The organism is Mesobacillus maritimus, from assembly GCF_023715205.1.
In the GTDB taxonomy this organism is placed as follows: Bacteria; Bacillota; Bacilli; order Bacillales; family Cytobacillaceae; genus Mesobacillus_B; species Mesobacillus_B maritimus_C.
Genome location: NZ_JAMBNR010000005.1, coordinates 100,240 through 116,960, shown reverse-complemented (window position 1 = coordinate 116,960; position 16,721 = coordinate 100,240). Strand labels below are relative to the sequence as shown.

Sequence of the window (16,721 nt, the reverse complement as noted above, 5' to 3'; positions counted from 1 at the left end):
TGTGTAGGGTATTCACATTTTTTCGATGGTGGTTTCCGTCAAATTTGTCACACCCCAAATCGACGGGTGGGTAAACAATAATCCGATGATGACAACCTGTTTTATGACGAGCTTATCTAACATTTTTCCATATATCGGAGACATAAACGCATTCACCAATGCTCCTGGAAGCAATAATAACGCAGTATCTAAAACGGAGAATCCCCTACTTGTTTGCAGGTAAATAGGCAATAAAATCATATCACCATACATGACCATCATGCTTATAATTGTCGTGTTTGTGTACATTCTAAAGTTGAAAACACGTAAATTGAGCAATGGATCTTTAGAAGAGAGTTGCCGATGGATGAAGAAACCAAGAAAAACAAGTCCAATTGTGATAAATATCAAAACTTGAGGGCTACCCGAGCCTTTGTCTCCTGCACCACTCAGTCCAAACAGTAAGGCACCAAACCCGATGGTCGACATTAGGACTCTAGTAACATCGAGTTTAGATTTGCTGTTTCTGAGACATTAATAAGAAACTTATAGGGTAAAAGAATAACGATCGCAACAAGTGGTAGCATTCCGATGAAAATCCAGCGCCATGAAAATTGCTCGCTTACAATCCAGCCAATACTGGACCAATCGCGGCGTGGAGAAATTTTATAACGGTCATTAGGTGTCTTATCTTTTTTTATAAAGAGGGAAGCAAAGTCTTCAAAGAACACGTTGCGCTGATTACAGAAGGATAGATGGTGTTATTCACGAACGTAGCGTTGATTTTTTTATTAGCTATTGGGAGTTTCTCACACATTTTATGAGGCAAGCAAACTTAAGCAGATGAAAGAGAATGTTGGTACCTCTCACCATATTTTCTGGAAGATTCCAGGAAACGTAAGTGGAACCTATCAACATCAGGTTATGCACTCTTAAATCTACGAATCCCCTTAACTAGTAAATAAGGACATCCTCTTTCAACCTGAGGATGTCCCTTCTCTTTTATTCCTAGACTAATGCATTGATTCGAGCTTTTTCCTTCTTCCCATGCATCACAAAATATAGACCAGTAGAAGCCAACACAACGACTCCTAGAATCATATAAAGCATACTGTAGCTCATCATTGGAATGAAAAATCCAAGCAGATATGGGCCGAATCCAAGCCCGGCATCGAGAAAGATGAAGAACGTTGACGTCGCAAGTCCCATCCGATGGGAAGGAGTTAATTTTACAGCAATGGCTTGCGTACAAGACTGCATGTTCCCAAATCCAAGTCCGATGAGGACGCCTCCCAACAACAAGGTAAAGCTGTTATGAGCTGAAGCTAGAATCATCATTCCGGCAGCAAAGAGAATAAACGCTGGGTACATGACGTAATTTGCCCCTTTTACATCCATTAACCGACCTGTAAATGGACGTGAAATTAAGACTGCAATCGAATAGACTAGGAAAAAGAAACTTGCAGCGTTCACTAAATCAATTTCAATCGCATAAAAGTTGATAAAAGATAGAACACTAGAGTAACAGAAAGCCACCACTAGCGTAATCACCGCAATTGGAACGGCCTTTGGCTCAACAAATTGGGAGAGTTTGATCCCTTTCTTTTCAGTTGCATCGTTTGATGACTCCACTTGAGGTACATACACAAAGAAGGCAGTGATGAAACTAAAGACCCCTAAAGCCAGGCAAAGGCTGAAAATGATATGAGTGCTTGTATGCTGGCTCATATAAAGTCCTATGAATGGTCCGATAGCAGTTGCTAGCGTCGCACTCATACTATAATAACCAATCCCTTCACCCTTACGTGTATTCGGAATGATTTGCGCTACAATCGTTCCCGTTGCGGTGCTTGCAATCCCCAATGTCACTCCATGTAGGAAGCGAGTCAATAGCAAGAAGCCAATCCCTAATTGGATAAAATAGAACGAGGTTGCGATGGTAAATAAAATTAATCCTAAAAACAACGTCTTTTTACGTCCAATAAAATCAATATTCCGGCCGATTAACAATCGACCAATTAACGCGCCAACAATAAAAATTCCGGTAACAAGCCCAGCTTGACTAGTAGTCGCCTGAAATTCGTCAACCGCATAAACCCCCATAATGACGATCAATAAATAAAAGACTAATGTTAAGAAAAAATTAACACTGGATACTATGATAAAATCCTTCGTCCATAATTTAGGTTTAATCACTTTTGTTCTCCTCTCGATGCAAAATGTTCTCTTTAATTTTAGGTAAGGTATGAAACGTCGTAATTTTCTCATCTGAATGGATGCCTTCCATCACACTATGTTCCAAATCTGTTATTTTTTTTCTGCATTCCTTATAAATTTCTTCGCCTTTTTCGGTTAGCTGAATGATCTTCTCTCGTCGATCTTTTCCTGGAATCTGCTTCACAATTTCCAGCTCTTCGAGGCGATGTACCCTTCTCGTAATCGTCGGTTTTTCAACTTGGTACTGATTCGAAATATCGACAAGTGTAGATGGACCATGATTTTTTATATAAAACATGACTTGCCATAATGAGTAAGAGAGCTCATATGTACTCAATAGTTCATTCAATTTCGTGATCAGTGGTCGATATAAACTTAAATAACGTTGAAAAAAGCCTTCCACTTTTCACCCATTCCTTTCTTTCAATTAATTTAATTATCATAGGTAACTATTACTGAAGGTAACTATATGCTCTTTTCATTTCACTGTCAAGGAGGGATTATTGTCATTTCTGTCCTTCATTATGTTAGAAAAACTTGAAATGGGGCTAATTGACCATTAAGAAAGTCTTGAAGGTGTTGTCAAATTTCGCGGAATTCACTTTATGATATAAAAGCTTGTATAATGATTACTTAGGAGGACAAAACATGCAATTCACTAAATGCAGAGAAAAAGTGCGATTAGTGGCTAGTATTGATGAAGTATGGAGGAAATTTGTTTCAGCTGTCTTTTAGTAAAAGTGAGCTCTAGTTCAAAAGTCTGGTCTACCTTCGAGTTAAGGTGGTTTTTTAAAGGAGAGAGAAAATTGTGTTTGCTGAGTAATTTTAGACGCTATATATACCCTACCATGTACAGTATTTATTCCGAGTACAGCGAATAAAGTAAGTTTAACAGCAAATAAAATCGAGTTTACAGCGAAAAAATTTAAACGTACCAGCATTATATCCCTTTTGTGAGGGTATTTTATATATCTTATTACTCATATCGATCGTAAGCATTACGCCTAATAAAACCCTCCATACAAGGGTCTTTCTAGTAAAAGTAATTTTTTTTAAAAGATTTGGTACATTTTTAAGACAAGATACTAATTTTTTATCTTTACTTGAAGGATTTCGCACATTTACCCATATGGGTACCAACTATAATTCGGCTACTCCGTAAATAATATAAAACTCGCATCCTAAAAACACATTTAAAATAACTTGCAAGGTACTTTTAGCCAATTCTAGAAAGTTCGTTCCTTTTTAATAAAAAAAGCCGTGAAACATCACGCCTTTAGAGAGATACCGAATATGTTGTTAAAAAACATCTACACAAAATTAGTGCTCGTAACTTTCTATATACCCGGAACCAATCTAGGAATTTGAGCCAATGATCTTAAGAAGTTCGTTTTGAAAGTCTTCAGGTTCGTTTGCATAATTGTAGATTCCTAAAAATTTTTCTTTTAGAGTAGTGTTCATACTAATTAGCTGGTTGATTGCATTTTCTTGACCTGTAATTGGTTGGTTTTTTGAGAGTTCACAGCCCATGTAATACCGAGACATAAATTCAGATTGTATGGATTTTTGGTACTCCTCGGCCATTTGGTTCCAATCAGGTTGTTGGAGCGTATGTTTGCTATTGACGTTGGCTAATATTTTTGCACCATAGATTGCATCATGAATTCCTTGGGCCATCGCAGGGTCTTTAAAGCAAATGGCATCTCCGACTAGCGCCCAACCATTCCCCATTCCTCGGTACCAGTAGTTCTCATATCCAACGAGTCCTTTCGGTGATTCTTCCAGTTTTGCGTTCTTAAAGCGCTCTAGAAGAGAAGTATTGGGAAAATGATCGATTACCTGTTGACGAATACTCTTCTCTGGGTCTTTTTTAAAGTTCTTAAGTAATTCCTTGTTTTCTAACGGAAAATTTACGACAACGACATACATCTGATGGTTAGTTGGAAACAAAATCGCCATGCGATCTTTCTTCTTATAGACTTCAAACGCAGGTTTCCGCTCCGGATGGATCCCTGAAAAATAGCCAAAATAAATCCCTACGGTTGACGGACTGCTTAAAACCTTTTCACTTTTTACTAGTTGACGAATCGTCGAGTTTCGACCATCTGCCCCTACTACAAGCGGAGCATAAAATTCATTCACTCCCGTTTTAAAAGAAACCCCTCTTACTCCCGCCACCTTCGCTTCTTCCCAGATGATATCTGTAAGGCGAAACTCCTCTAAAGCAGTAACATTCTGTTCTTTTTCTGCTTGTTGAAATAAAAGATGGTCCAGGTAGGTTCTCCGGATACAATAGCCTGCATCTTCCCCATTCATTTCAGGCATCGGGCCTTCAATCACGGTATCTTCTAACTGAAACTTAATCTGTTTAACGGGAGTTACATGCGTCTTTAATAACTCGTCCATGACTCCGAGTTCTCTAAGGAGCGTTACAGTATTATTAAAAAATGTATTTGTCGATAGTGTATCGCTTGGGAAAGATGACCGATCAATTAATAACACTCTATACCCCGCTCTCGCTAAATAAATCGCAAGACTCGAACCAGAACAACGAGCCCCCGTCACGATAACATCATAATTCTTCCTCAAATGCTCACACTCCCTCTAATAAAATCCATACCACGATACAAAATATGGAAATACCAGATGAATATACCTAGTTGTTATTTAAAATTTTCCTAGAAAAAAATTTGGTTAATGAATATTTTAAAATCTGAGGGATGCGAAATCTTCTTATTTTTTATCAAAATTAGGGAAAACCAAAAGAGATTCCGGTTTAATTCGTTGACAGTATTACCGGAGTTGGTTAATGTACCCTATTAGGTATAAATTTTAGGAGGTTATCAAAATGAACGAAATTATTGTTTACACAACAAATACTTGACCGTACTGCACAATGATGAAAGAATTCCTTGAGGCTCAAGGATTAGACTACAAAGAAGTGAATGTACAAACAGATCAACAAGCGGCCCAAAAGCTCGTTCAGGAAACGGGACAAATGGGTGTCCCTCAAACGAAGGTAAATGGCCATTGGGTCCTTGGTTTTGACCCTGAAAAGTTAATGTCCCATATTAAATCTTAATTCAATGCCTGTAGACTGTTTCATCCTGTCTACAGGCTTTCCTTTTATAAAAAGAGACGCAAAAAGGATATGTTCATCTTGAACACATCCTTTTTGCGTATTATAAGCTTTGTTAGGTTAACACCATTAAAATGACTAGGTGAGTTTAACCTCTTATAAAATGTCCATCCAAATGTTTACTGCTGTTGCTAGTATTAACACAGCTAGGATAATTTGAAGGAGTTTTGTATTGATCTTTTTCCCTGCCATCGCTCCAATTGGAGAAGCAATTAAGCTGGCGACAACCATAATCCCGGCCGGACCCCAGTCAACTTGCCCAGTGGTTACTTTTCCTACTGTCGCTCCGATAGATGAAATCAATGTAATTGCTAATGATGATGCAATCGTCATTCTTGTAGGGATTTTAAGGACAACCAGCATAATTGGGACTAATAAAAATGCTCCGGCGGCACCGACAATTCCTGCCCCAACCCCAACAATCAAGGATAGAACAGCTGCTAACCATTTGTTAAACTTCACTTGATCTAGTGGTATATCATCAATTCCCTTTTTAGGAATGAACATCATGACTGCTGCAATTAACGCTAAAAGTCCATAAACGACATTAATGCCGCCTTCTGACATCAATTTTGAACCGTATCCACCGATAAAACTACCGATTAAAATACTAACACCCATATAAGCGATGAGTGATTTGTTTAGATAGCCACCTTTACGGTAGGCCCAAACTCCACCGATGGTCGCAAAGAACACTTGCACCGCACTGATACCAGAAACCTCATGGGCAGTAAACGCCGCAAATCCCAACATTGGTGGAATATAAAGAAGCATTGGATATTTAATGATCGATCCGCCAATTCCGAGCATCCCCGAAACAAACGACCCGATAAAACCAATTAAGAATATTGTAAGAATAAAGCCAAAGTCCATGGTGGTATGTCCCCCTTATAAAAAGGGAACCAAAACGGTTCCCCTTATCATTTTACGCCTTTTTAATCCAGAATTTAAGAACATCGCCGTCTTCTTCATGCTTAACAAGCTCATGTCCACCAGATTTTGCCCATGCTGCTAGATCGTTTTTTGCCCCTTTGTCTGTTGCATGAATTTCTAGAACTTCTCCTGATGCAAGATCGTTCATTGCTTTCTTTGTTTTTACGATTGGCATTGGGCAAGCTAATCCTTTTGCATCTAAAACTTTTGTTGATTCCATTTTATGATTTCCTCCTAGTAGTTAATTAATTATTTTTATCGTACAGCACAACGGTTTGGTCCAATTTCCATTTCACGTTGTTTTTCAATATCAGGGTTGGCTTTCCCCATATTGGTTTCACGGATTTCTTGGTAAGCATTTGGTTGTGGTGGTAAGTTTTCAGTAACAATTTTACGGAATTCATTTTCGTCTTGGATGTTTAGACCATGGTTCTTTGCAAACAAAGTTCCTAATTTCTCGCCGACGCTTCCATCTTCATTCAATTCATCAATGATCATAAAGTGTGCTGGTAACACAACAAGTTCATCAGAAAGTTCGCGGTAACGCTTGTAAAGTGTTTCTCTTAAATCGCCTACCCAATCTTCTGCTAAACCAGCAAGGTCAGGTCGGCCAATTGAATCGATGAATAGGATATCCCCTGAAAGCAAGTATTTTTCATCGACAACAAAGGATGTTGACCCAATTGTATGGCCTGGAGAATACAATGAATGAATGTTGATTGTAGTGCCTCCGATGGTTACATCGTTTCCACCTTCAAGTGCGTTGTATTCAAATGTAACTTCTGTTGCATCTTTTGGTGGCAACCAGTATGCTGCACCTGTTTTCTCGGCAATTTTGCGTCCGCCAGAAATATGGTCTGCGTGTAAATGTGTGTCAAATACATGCTTAATTTCTGCATTTTTACTTGCAGCAAAATCAAGGAAAATATCCGTCATCCGAGTTGCATCCACAATCGCTGCCTCCCCATCGGAAATCGCCATATAAGATAGGCAACCTTTTCCGATGCGAACGAATTGATAAAGTTCGCCGCCATCTTTTAAATCCCCAACTTTAACAGGCTCCAGATGTTCGCTCCATGATTTCATGCCACCTTCTAGATATGCCACGTCGCGTCCTGCTTCAGAAAGCATCTCTGCCACCATTACAGATGAACCCTCTTTTGCACAAACAACAAGAACGTCCATATCAGTTGGAATTTGATCAAGAATATCTTCGACACCATCAAGAAGCTCAAAATAAGGAATGTTTAAATATTGAAAGTACTCGCCTTCAATTTTCCAATCTGCAAAATCACTTTCGTTCCGCACGTCAAACACGAATAGCTTTTCTTTATTAAAGACTTTTTTCGTTACTTCACTTGAATTCATAGCTTTTACAGTCATTTTTTGTTACCTCCTAGGGTATATTTTTATTGAAAAATTTTTAGAATGTGAGTGTTACATCTGCATCTTTTGCGAATTCTAAGAATGTGACTGCGCCACCAACTTCGATTCCATCAACAAAGTCTTCTGTTCCTAAGCCCATAACATCCATTGTCATTTGGCAACCGATAAACTTAACACCAAGTTCTTGAGCCATAGCCACCAATTCTGGGATTGCTGGTACATTTGCTTTTGCAAAGCCTTCTGCAAAATGCTCTTTGCCCTCTGGCATTGGTAGTTGCTGGTTTGCTTGTTTATGAATCAAGTTTAATCCTTCAAAAGTGAAGAATACTGCTACTTCTGAATCAGAAGCAGCTGATGCTGTTGCGATGTTAAATACTTTATATGCGTCAAATAATCCACCATTGCTTGCGATAATTGCTACTTTACTCATGTTTAAATTCCTCCAATATTGTGGTTTTATTTATTTTTAATTATTAATGCTTTCTGTTGTACCTTTCCAAGCACTCATCCCTGGTACGACATTGGTTACGTTCATAAAGCCATTTTCAGCTAGTTTTTGTGCGGCGAAATCACTACGGCTTCCTGTACGGCAAACCACATAGATATCCGCATTTTTATCTAATTCATTTAAACGCTCTTCCAATTGACCTAACGGAATCGAAACCGCATTTGGAATATGATTAAAAGCATATTCTGCTTCTTCCCGAACATCCACAACAACGATTGATTCATTCGCTGCAAGCTTCTGTTCAAGTTCTTCATTTGAAGCAACTACAGGATGTTTTGTTTCTGATTTCACTTCATCATTTGTTGCTTTTCTTAAATAATGATAAAGCACTTCTCCTTCAGTCATTGATCCTAAATATTGATGTCCTGTGCTTTCTGCCCAAGCTTTGATATCAGCTAAAGAACCTTTATCAGTTGCTTGAACCTCAATTACTTGGCCAGCTTCGACTTCATTCATTGCTTTTTTTGTTTTTACGATTGGCATTGGGCACGCAAGGCCTTTTGCATCCAATACGAAATCTACATTTAATGCTTTCATTAACGAAATCCCCCTGTGTGTTTTTTACCCCTAAGGGTATAGTTTTTAGTAAAAAAATATGGTTATTGTTAAGTTATCAACTATACTACTATGGGTATAATGTTAATAAAATAAAAAAGATTTGTCAATCAAGAAATATTTTACTTAAAAACGAATGTTTCTTGGAATACTGTGACGCGAATCACTTACAGGACTAATAATATACCCTACTGGGTATAATGTCAACGCATTCTGTGAAATTTTTTTTACAAAATATTATTTAGTTCGATTGTGCACCGTCAATCTCGTTACTGCCTATTACAAGATACCCTATAGCCTATCATTTTGCAACGAATAAACCTGCTCATTTTGTTAGAACCATCCACAGCCAAGTTCATTGGAGTATTATGGTAAGATTATAGGTACATGCGTATGAAAGGGGGTTGATTAGATATGAAACGATTAGCAATGAGTGCACTTGGGTATGTGACAACGGGGATTGGCTTTTACCATACCTTTTTTGGAAAAGGACCTGTTGTTTATGGAGTGATCTTGTTCTTACTTGGATTAACGGCTATTCTGTTTAATTTATTTCAACCGAAGCCTAATGAAGTTTTTGAAAACAAATAAACGATGCTATACGAATGCACAGCAAGGTTTCGAATGGCTGTTTCTCTCTATAATTATCTATTAGTTAGAAGACGTGAACGATTCAATCTGACGCAAGCTTATGCCAAAATAGATTCATCTAAATCCAGTCCAACGATACCCAGCGACAGAGTTTCGGCCGACAAAGCTTGGATAAAACCAAAATTGTTGATCCTGGTGCAAAAATATTAGCCAACGTCATTAGCAAACATACGCTCCAACAACCTGATTGGAACAAAATGACCGAGGAGTACCAACAATCCATACAATCTGAATTTATGTCTCGGTATTACATGGCCCCCCTTTTAAATCATATATAGGTGAAGCGGAAAAGGTTGTGCCTGTGCTTGTGCTCGTACGAAAGTTGGTGGTGAAGTTGTTGGGACTATCGTCGGCATTCCCATTTGTCTATCTTCTTGAGGTGGAAAATAACCGAACTGATGAAAATTTGGATACATAATACGTCCACCTCTTTTACTACTCTCACCTCTATCGTATTCGATAGTCGTTAACCCATTATCTTGTACGGATAAAAAAGTGTGTTTATCTAAGTGAGTTATAGCACTATTTGAGTCCGACCCTCTTCTTTTTATAAGAGAGAGTATTGTAGTACATCAAATTGTCTAGGCTGAAATTAGTGATTAAAAAAAAGGAGCGAACAGAAATGACAAAAAAATGGCGAATGATTTTTTACGCAATTCCGCTTTTCCTATTCTTACAAGGATGTAATACGAACAACGATGAAGTGAACTCTCCGCCTGAAGAAGCACCCGTTGAGCAAGAGGCCACACCTAAAGATAATGAACAAAATCAAGCAGATGAACAGCAAAACGGTCAAAGTGATGAAAATCAAGACGCTCAGAAAAATGAACCATTATTTGCTTTTACAAGTTTTGATCTAGATGTGGAATATAAGGATAACCAGTCATATGAAGTGGATTATGAAAATGAAAAAAATGGAATGGAAGCAGAAATCGAGGATCAACGAAATAACGAAAAAGTAAGTGGCGATGAAGCTTTCGAACAACTTCGACCAATCTTTGAAAACTTTTCGTTTGATCAAAATACCGCAAAAGACGAAGTGATTTCAGAGGTATTAAAAGCCTTTGAGCTTAATGCCGATTATACGAAATTTGAATTGGATATCGATTTTGCGGACGGAACAAAAAAAGAATATAAAGGATAAAACAGCTATAGCACCTCTTTTTTAGGAGTGCTATAGCTGTTTTAGAAAGGTTGTTGAATAGGAGGTATTTCTGCCTCAGGAAATAGAATGTTTTCTACGTATCTGATCCATTGTTTTTTCTGCGTAGGTGGTCACTTAGAACTTCTATACATGACCGACCTCCTAATTATTCCACGCTGGTGGGCACGTAGAACCGCTCTATGGTACCGATCCCTTAGTTTTTCCGCGGGAAAGGGCACATAGAACCCCTCTACGTTACCGATTCCTTGGATTTTTCGAATGAACGGGCACGTAGAACTTCTCTTCGTGACCGCGCACATAAATTTCACGCAGTGACGGGCACATAGGAAATATCCACATTGAACTTCTCCCCCATTCCACTAATAAAAAACAGTCCTACTCCGCTAAGAGTTGGACTGGCTATCTTCTATTAACACATCTATTAAGCTAGCAATGCTGCCATGTCTTCTTCAACTGTAGAGATAGTGCTGATGCCGAAGTTTTCAACAAGCACTTTTGCTACATTTGGTGATAAAAATGCTGGTAGAGTTGGCCCTAATTTAATGTCTTTTACACCTAGGTATAATAGCGCTAATAACACAATGACCGCTTTTTGCTCATACCAAGCAAGGTTGTATTCAATTGGAAGTTCGTTGATATCGTTTAGTTCAAAGATTTCTTTAAGTTTCATTGCCACAACGGCTAATGAGTAAGAGTCGTTACATTGTCCAGCGTCAAGCACGCGTGGGATGCCGCCGATATCGCCTAAAGGCAATTTATTGTAACGGTATTTCGCACAGCCTGCTGTTAAAATAACTGTATCTTGTGGAAGGGTTTGTGCAAAGTTTGTGTAATAGTCGCGAGATTTCATGCGACCGTCACAACCAGCCATAACAAAGAACTTCTTGATTGCGCCTGTTTTCACCGCGTCAACGACTTTGTCTGCTAACTGTGTCACTTGGTTATGTGCAAAGCCACCAATGATGGTTCCTTCTTCAATTTGCGTTGGTGCTGGCAAAGTTTTCGCATGCTCAATGATTTCAGAGAAATCCTTCTTGCCACCTTTATCACGATCTGGAATGTGCTTGAACCCTGGGTAGCCTGTAGCACCTGTGGTATAAATTCGGTCTTTATAGCTTGCTTTTGGTGGCACAATACAGTTGGTAGTAAATAAAACTGGACCGTTAAAGCTTTCAAACTCTTCTTTTTGCTTCCACCATGCGTTACCATAGTTACCAACGAAATGATCGTATTTCTTGAACGCTGGGTAATAGTTCGCGGGTAACATTTCAGAGTGTGTATATACATCAACTCCTGTGCCTGCCGTTTGTTCAAGCAATTCCTCGAAATCTTTTAAATCATGACCACTTACAAGAATCGCTGGATTGTTACGCACGCCAATGTTGACTTCGGTCATTTCTGGGTGTCCGTAAGAAGTTGTGTTCGCTTGATCCAACAACGCCATTACGTCTACGCCAAATTTTCCTGTTTCCATTGTTAGGTCCACTAGGTCATCTGCTGTTAAACTGTTATCTTCAGTTGCGATTAACGCTTTTTCGATAAAATCGGAAATCTCATCTTTTTTATATCCAAGATTCAATGCATGCTCTGCGTAAGCTGCCATTCCTTTTAATCCGAATAAAATCAGTGAACGCAAGCTGCGAACATCTTCATTTTCTGTTCCTAGAATCCCTACTTGTGTTTCTTCTGATTTCGCTATAAAACTAGCACGCTCGCCAGTCCAAGTTGCATAATCTGGATAAGGATAATCTTGGTATTGATTTTGCGCGATCAACATTTGTTTGATGACTTCGCGCTCTGCTAATGCGCTCTCAATGCGCTTAGAGATAGAATCTTCATCGAAGTTTGCATTTGTAATTGTTGAGAACAAACCATCCATAATCACACGATCGGTTTTCGCCATGTTCAAGCCAGCTTTACGTGCTTGCTGGTTAAACTCTGCTACACCTTTTAATGTGTAAATGAGCAAATCCTGAAGATTCGCGACAACACTCGTTTTTCCACAAACCCCTGCCATGGCATTACAACCAATTCCTTTTAACGCTTCCTGACATTGATGACAAAACATACTCATAAAAATAGAACCTCCTATACTCTCTTCGCTTTCTAGTTAAAAGTTTAAAGGTGAAGCGATTTTATTGTTGTGATTTAAATCACAGCAATTGCTTATGTCATAAAATGGTCAAATTTGGGTTAGGTATCTTCATTTTTAGAATTATCCGTAAAATTAGACAGATAAGTTTAGAAATAATAGGATAAGTAGAGAGGAATGTAAGAAAAGAGGAATGTAAAATGTCAGGGATTCAACCGGGAACATCATCGTATAAACAGGCGAAGTTTGCATTGTTTATCGCTGGTTTAGTTCCATTTATGCTCATTTATACGGTACAACCGACCTTGCCACTGTTTGCTGATGAATTCAACGTCTCTGCACCAGTCGCCAGTTTAACACTGTCATTCACGACTGGTTTACTCGCTGTTACTTTACTTGTCGCTGGGTCATTTTCGGAAAAAATCGGCATGAAGAAAATGATGGTTTTGTCAATGATTATGACATCCATTTTCGCGGTGCTCTCTTCTTTTAGCCCTAACTTTATAACATTGCTCTTGTTTCGAACGTTTTTAGGAGTCGTTGTTGCTGGGGTGCCTTCAATAGCGATGGCGTATATCGGAAAAACGTTTCATCCTCTACATACGGCAATGATTATGGGCTTTTATATTTCCGGTTCCAGTATTGGTGGCATGTCTGGAAGACTGTTGACGGGATTATTAACCGATTTGTTCACATGGAGAACGGCCTTTGCAATCATCGGGATTGTTACCTTATTATTAAGTTTCCTATTTTGGTATACTCTCCCCACTACAAAAAAACAGTCTGACCAAGCTAGTCTTAGCTGGTCCACGATTTTGAAATGGTATCAAAACCATATCACGAATCGCCAGCTTAACTACTTATTTTTATTAGGGTTCTTATTAATGGGCAGCTTCGTGTCGATGTACAATTACATCGGTTTCTTATTGGTAAAACCTCCGTATAATTTAAGTCAGGCGTTCATTGGGTTTATTTTTATTGTGTATTTATGCGGTACTTTTAGCTCGATTTATATGGGGAAAAAGGCGTCGCAATATGGAAAAACGGTGATTTTGAAGCTTTCGTTTGTGATTACCATTGCAGGTGTGCTCATCTCGCTGATTCCAGTTCTGGTGTTTAAAATTGCTGGGCTCGCGATCTTTACCTTCGGGTTTTTCGCTAGTCACTCGATTGTTAGTTCGCTAGTCACGGAACGTGCTCATGAAAACAAAGCCCAGGCCTCGTCACTGTACCTGTTATTCTATTATCTCGGCTCGTCGGTGGTCGGATCAATTGGCGGCTACTTCTGGGAACATCTTCATTGGCCAGGTGTGATTGGATTTAATTTCTGTTTGCTCCTGGGTGGATTGATTCTGTTGAGCTTGCGAGGCTATAAAACAGCTGAAGTTGGCTATCATGAAAGGGATTATCTTAACTCGTCGAAATAAGTTTTGCTTGAGAACAATGTCCAGATCGCGTAAAAGGAAAAATGCTTGGTTCACCCCAAGCATTTTTCTCTATTTGTTTTCATTTTCTTGATCATTTAGAACAAGTGCGACGTTATTGTTATTGATAAGTGGGTCGACATCGATGGTGTCTTGCTCATTTTCTCCGTTTAAAATTTGATTGATTTTAATATTTGCGTTTTCTGCTTCAGATTTCCGATCTTTCATGCTTGCACCCCCTAAATTTTACCATCACTCTGTATTAGTCATTTAAATCGTATCTTCTCCCTTTTACAAGATAAAGAAGATGTTCGGATATGTTTGTCGAGTGGTCGGCAACTCTTTCAACATGTCTGCAAATAAACGACAATTGCGTGATTTGTCCGATATATTCAGGTTTTTCGGTCATCAACTCTAATAATTCTTGGGTCAATCGACCATATGCTTCATCTACCTCATCGTCCAGTTTGGCTACTTTTTTTGCGAAGCTCACATCTTCATCATCGTATGCTTTGAGCGAATCAGCCACCATCTTATTCGCAAGCTCTGCTATGCGTGGGATTTCCTCAATGGGCTTGATGTGTGGCTTTGATCCGATTCGAATGACCGACTTTGCGATATTGACAGCTAAATCCCCTACTCGTTCTAGATCCGAAGAAATTTTAATGGCAACAATTACTCTTCTTAAATCAATCGCGACTGGGGATTGCTGGGCAATTAATAAAATGGCTTTATCATTGATTTCTTCTTCCATTAAATTAATTTGACCATCATCTTCAATGATTTTTAATGCTTTATCGATATCCTGATTTTTTAGCGCATCAATCGACCGACCTACCGCATCTAGTACTTGATTCCCTAATTCTAAAATCATTTGTTTAAGACTGTTAAGTTCTCCTTGAAAGGTTGCTCTTATTGACACTTTAAACGCCCCCCTATTTTACCCGAAACGACCTGTGATATAATCTTCGGTTTCCTTTTTCTCTGGGTTTGAAAACATTTTACTTGTCTCACTAAACTCAATCACTTCGCCACTTAAGAAAAAGGCTGTTTTATCTGAGATCCGCGCCGCTTGTTGCATATTATGGGTCACAATGATGATACTGTAATCCTTCTTTAATTGCTGAATCAGCTCTTCAACCTTTAGGGTTGAAATTGGGTCAAGTGCGGAAGTTGGTTCATCCATCAAAATAACATCAGGTTCTATCGCTAAACATCTCGCAATGCATAAACGTTGCTGTTGCCCACCAGACATACCATAAGCATTTTCCTTCAAACGATCCTTGACTTCATTCCAAATCGCAGCTCCACGCAAACTTTTTTCAACAATTTCATCTAATATTTTTTTATCGCGAATCCCATGAACTCTTGGACCATAGGCAATGTTGTCATAAATTGATTTTGGAAAAGGATTCGGCTTTTGAAACACCATCCCCACGTTTGTACGTAACGCTTCGACTTTATAAGATTTGTCAAAAATATTCTTTCCGCGATACAAGATTTCACCTGAAGTACGGACAACGGGAATTAACTCCACCATCCTGTTCAATGTTTTGAGGTAGGTTGATTTCCCACAACCTGACGGACCGATAATCGCCGTCACTTCATTTTCAGCGATTTTTAGATTAATGTCTCTCAAAGCTTGGTCTTCACCGTACCATAAGTTTAGATTTTTTGTATCATAAACAATTTTCTTTTCATCAATTGATGTTTCAGTGGTTTTTCCCTTAATATTTTTCTGGATACTTTCAGTTGAAACGGCCATTTGTTGTTTTCCTCCAATAATTAATACCTTTTTTGGAATTTATTCCGAATAATCACCGCAATTGAGTTCATGATTAGTAGAATCAAAAGTAAAATCACAATCGTCGCCGCAGCCAAATTGGAATATTCTGCTACTAATGCGGAATCGATTGTCCAATAATAAATCTGCATTGGTAAGACCGTAAATTTATCTAAAATAGAATCCGGAAACGGAATTAATAAGGCTGGGATTCCAATCACAGTCAGTGGAGCTGTTTCTCCAACTGCGCGTGACAAAGCTAAAATCACGCCAGTCAAAATTCCGGGTATGGCTGCTGGAAGAACCACTTTTTTAATGGTTTGCCATTTTGTCGCTCCCATTCCATAAGACGCTTCTCTTAAAAATTGTGGGACGGACCGGAGTGCTTCTTGGCTTGCGACTACGACAATTGGCAGGACAAGGAGTGCCATCGTCAGACCACCGGCAAGAACAATATTTCCAAGCCCCATTCCTCTCACAAAAACAGTTAATCCAAGGATGCCAAAAACAATGGAAGGCACACCGGCTAAATTTGCAATATTGGTTTGGATGAAAGACTGGAAACGTCCCTTTTTCGCATATTCCTCCAAGTAAATCGCTGTTCCGATTCCAAGAAACATTGTGACCGGTGCCACAACCAGCATTAACCATAATGTTCCTAAAATGGCCCCCATAATTCCTGCCCTATCGGCATCTACAGATAATCGATTGGTAAGAAAGTTCATATTTATCCAACCAAGACCATCCGCTAACACACGATAAAACAAAACAACCAAAACAACGAGACCAATCAGAGTGGATATTAGAAAAAGGATTTTCATGATTTGGTTCGTTCGTAATCGACCACCCATGTTTTTCTGTACTTGAGCTGAATCTACATATTTCATCT

Annotated in this window: 19 protein-coding genes; 4 read left to right on the top strand and 15 right to left on the bottom strand. The window is 38.9% G+C overall.

Annotation, left to right across the window (positions count from 1 at the left end):
* Window positions 1-12 precede the first annotated feature (12 nt).
* From M3182_RS08740 to M3182_RS08725, 4 genes are all read right to left on the bottom strand, one after another.
* Window positions 13-468, bottom strand: a complete 456-nt coding sequence (locus M3182_RS08740; RefSeq protein WP_251557678.1) for an efflux MFS transporter permease — start codon at window positions 466-468, stop codon at window positions 13-15.
* 519 nt (window positions 469-987) lie between these two features.
* A complete protein-coding gene (locus M3182_RS08735; protein WP_251557677.1) occupies window positions 988-2,175 on the bottom strand; it encodes an MFS transporter in 1,188 nt (395 codons plus the stop codon).
* Window positions 2,168-2,599 carry a MarR family winged helix-turn-helix transcriptional regulator gene (locus tag M3182_RS08730; protein WP_251557676.1) on the bottom strand — a complete coding sequence of 144 codons (432 nt, stop codon included), beginning with the start codon at window positions 2,597-2,599 and terminating at the stop codon, window positions 2,168-2,170. The genes M3182_RS08735 and M3182_RS08730 overlap by 8 nt, the downstream gene beginning before the upstream one ends.
* Before the next feature lie 953 nt (window positions 2,600-3,552).
* Window positions 3,553-4,785 carry an NAD(P)/FAD-dependent oxidoreductase gene (locus M3182_RS08725; RefSeq protein ID WP_251557675.1) on the bottom strand — a complete coding sequence of 411 codons (1,233 nt, stop codon included), beginning with the start codon at window positions 4,783-4,785 and terminating at the stop codon, window positions 3,553-3,555.
* A gap of 259 nt (window positions 4,786-5,044) precedes the next feature.
* Between M3182_RS08725 and M3182_RS08720 the strand changes: the two genes are divergently transcribed.
* Window positions 5,045-5,278, top strand: a complete 234-nt coding sequence (locus M3182_RS08720; RefSeq protein WP_251433137.1) for a glutaredoxin family protein — start codon at window positions 5,045-5,047, stop codon at window positions 5,276-5,278.
* Between the two features lie 153 nt (window positions 5,279-5,431).
* Here M3182_RS08720 and M3182_RS08715 read toward each other — a convergent pair whose 3' ends face one another.
* From M3182_RS08715 to M3182_RS08695, 5 genes are read right to left on the bottom strand one after another with little or no spacing between them, the layout of a single operon-like run.
* Window positions 5,432-6,208, bottom strand: a complete 777-nt coding sequence (locus M3182_RS08715) for a sulfite exporter TauE/SafE family protein (RefSeq protein WP_251557674.1) — start codon at window positions 6,206-6,208, stop codon at window positions 5,432-5,434.
* A 52-nt stretch (window positions 6,209-6,260) separates the two neighbouring features.
* Window positions 6,261-6,488, bottom strand: coding sequence for a sulfurtransferase TusA family protein (locus tag M3182_RS08710; protein ID WP_251557673.1), 228 nt, complete (start codon window positions 6,486-6,488; stop codon window positions 6,261-6,263).
* 35 nt (window positions 6,489-6,523) lie between these two features.
* Entirely contained in the window at window positions 6,524-7,651 is a 1,128-nt protein-coding gene (locus tag M3182_RS08705) for an MBL fold metallo-hydrolase (protein ID WP_251557672.1), read from the bottom strand.
* Window positions 7,652-7,691: 40 nt separating this feature from the next.
* Entirely contained in the window at window positions 7,692-8,084 is a 393-nt protein-coding gene (locus M3182_RS08700; RefSeq protein WP_251557671.1) for a DsrE/DsrF/DrsH-like family protein, read from the bottom strand.
* A gap of 36 nt (window positions 8,085-8,120) precedes the next feature.
* Window positions 8,121-8,699, bottom strand: a complete 579-nt coding sequence (locus tag M3182_RS08695) for a sulfurtransferase TusA family protein (RefSeq protein ID WP_251433131.1) — start codon at window positions 8,697-8,699, stop codon at window positions 8,121-8,123.
* 432 nt (window positions 8,700-9,131) lie between these two features.
* On the opposite strand from M3182_RS08695, the gene M3182_RS08690 reads away from it, so the two are divergent.
* Complete coding sequence (locus tag M3182_RS08690; protein WP_251433129.1) at window positions 9,132-9,308, top strand: hypothetical protein; 177 nt, start codon at window positions 9,132-9,134, stop codon at window positions 9,306-9,308.
* Between the two features lie 323 nt (window positions 9,309-9,631).
* On the opposite strand, the gene M3182_RS08685 is transcribed toward M3182_RS08690, so the two are convergent.
* Window positions 9,632-9,784 carry a hypothetical protein gene (locus tag M3182_RS08685; protein WP_251557670.1) on the bottom strand — a complete coding sequence of 51 codons (153 nt, stop codon included), beginning with the start codon at window positions 9,782-9,784 and terminating at the stop codon, window positions 9,632-9,634.
* A gap of 206 nt (window positions 9,785-9,990) precedes the next feature.
* Here M3182_RS08685 and M3182_RS08680 point away from each other — a divergent pair, with 206 nt between their 5' ends.
* Window positions 9,991-10,512, top strand: a complete 522-nt coding sequence (locus M3182_RS08680) for a YusW family protein (protein WP_251433126.1) — start codon at window positions 9,991-9,993, stop codon at window positions 10,510-10,512.
* A gap of 442 nt (window positions 10,513-10,954) precedes the next feature.
* Here M3182_RS08680 and hcp read toward each other — a convergent pair whose 3' ends face one another.
* Window positions 10,955-12,607: a hydroxylamine reductase gene (gene hcp, locus M3182_RS08675; protein WP_251433124.1), complete on the bottom strand. Its 1,653-nt coding sequence runs from the start codon at window positions 12,605-12,607 to the stop codon at window positions 10,955-10,957.
* A 218-nt stretch (window positions 12,608-12,825) separates the two neighbouring features.
* Here hcp and M3182_RS08670 point away from each other — a divergent pair, with 218 nt between their 5' ends.
* The gene (locus M3182_RS08670) at window positions 12,826-14,052 is read left to right on the top strand and encodes an MFS transporter (protein WP_251433121.1); all 1,227 of its coding nucleotides are present in this window, start codon (window positions 12,826-12,828) and stop codon (window positions 14,050-14,052) included.
* A gap of 69 nt (window positions 14,053-14,121) precedes the next feature.
* Here the strand turns inward: M3182_RS08670 and M3182_RS08665 are convergent, their stop codons facing one another.
* Genes M3182_RS08665 through pstA form a run of 4 tightly spaced genes read right to left on the bottom strand, consistent with a single transcriptional unit; the run spans window position 14,122 to window position 16,719 of the window.
* The gene (locus M3182_RS08665; protein WP_251433120.1) at window positions 14,122-14,277 is read right to left on the bottom strand and encodes a hypothetical protein; all 156 of its coding nucleotides are present in this window, start codon (window positions 14,275-14,277) and stop codon (window positions 14,122-14,124) included.
* A 34-nt stretch (window positions 14,278-14,311) separates the two neighbouring features.
* Window positions 14,312-14,971 (bottom strand): phosphate signaling complex protein PhoU, encoded by a 660-nt coding sequence (gene phoU / locus M3182_RS08660; RefSeq protein ID WP_251433116.1) that lies wholly within the window; start codon window positions 14,969-14,971, stop codon window positions 14,312-14,314.
* 18 nt (window positions 14,972-14,989) lie between these two features.
* Complete coding sequence (gene pstB, locus M3182_RS08655; RefSeq protein ID WP_251433113.1) at window positions 14,990-15,814, bottom strand: phosphate ABC transporter ATP-binding protein PstB; 825 nt, start codon at window positions 15,812-15,814, stop codon at window positions 14,990-14,992.
* A 20-nt stretch (window positions 15,815-15,834) separates the two neighbouring features.
* The gene (gene pstA / locus M3182_RS08650; protein ID WP_251433110.1) at window positions 15,835-16,719 is read right to left on the bottom strand and encodes a phosphate ABC transporter permease PstA; all 885 of its coding nucleotides are present in this window, start codon (window positions 16,717-16,719) and stop codon (window positions 15,835-15,837) included.
* Window positions 16,720-16,721: the final 2 nt, after the last annotated feature.

Excerpts from the sequence above, each read along its gene's own strand:
- M3182_RS08740 (WP_251557678.1), bottom strand. The coding sequence starts at position 468 with ATGTCGACCATCGGGTTTGGTGCCTTACTGTTTGGACTGAGTGGTGCA.
- M3182_RS08715 (WP_251557674.1), bottom strand. The coding sequence starts at position 6,208 with ATGGACTTTGGCTTTATTCTTACAATATTCTTAATTGGTTTTATCGGG.
- M3182_RS08710 (WP_251557673.1), bottom strand. The coding sequence starts at position 6,488 with ATGGAATCAACAAAAGTTTTAGATGCAAAAGGATTAGCTTGCCCAATG.
- M3182_RS08705 (WP_251557672.1), bottom strand. The coding sequence starts at position 7,651 with ATGACTGTAAAAGCTATGAATTCAAGTGAAGTAACGAAAAAAGTCTTT.
- M3182_RS08700 (WP_251557671.1), bottom strand. The coding sequence starts at position 8,084 with ATGAGTAAAGTAGCAATTATCGCAAGCAATGGTGGATTATTTGACGCA.
- M3182_RS08695 (WP_251433131.1), bottom strand. The coding sequence starts at position 8,699 with ATGAAAGCATTAAATGTAGATTTCGTATTGGATGCAAAAGGCCTTGCG.
- M3182_RS08690 (WP_251433129.1), top strand. The coding sequence starts at position 9,132 with ATGAAACGATTAGCAATGAGTGCACTTGGGTATGTGACAACGGGGATT.
- M3182_RS08685 (WP_251557670.1), bottom strand. The coding sequence starts at position 9,784 with ATGTATCCAAATTTTCATCAGTTCGGTTATTTTCCACCTCAAGAAGAT.
- M3182_RS08680 (WP_251433126.1), top strand. The coding sequence starts at position 9,991 with ATGACAAAAAAATGGCGAATGATTTTTTACGCAATTCCGCTTTTCCTA.
- hcp (WP_251433124.1), bottom strand. The coding sequence starts at position 12,607 with ATGAGTATGTTTTGTCATCAATGTCAGGAAGCGTTAAAAGGAATTGGT.
- M3182_RS08670 (WP_251433121.1), top strand. The coding sequence starts at position 12,826 with ATGTCAGGGATTCAACCGGGAACATCATCGTATAAACAGGCGAAGTTT.
- M3182_RS08665 (WP_251433120.1), bottom strand. The coding sequence starts at position 14,277 with ATGAAAGATCGGAAATCTGAAGCAGAAAACGCAAATATTAAAATCAAT.
- pstB (WP_251433113.1), bottom strand. The coding sequence starts at position 15,814 with ATGGCCGTTTCAACTGAAAGTATCCAGAAAAATATTAAGGGAAAAACC.
- pstA (WP_251433110.1), bottom strand. The coding sequence starts at position 16,719 with ATGAAATATGTAGATTCAGCTCAAGTACAGAAAAACATGGGTGGTCGA.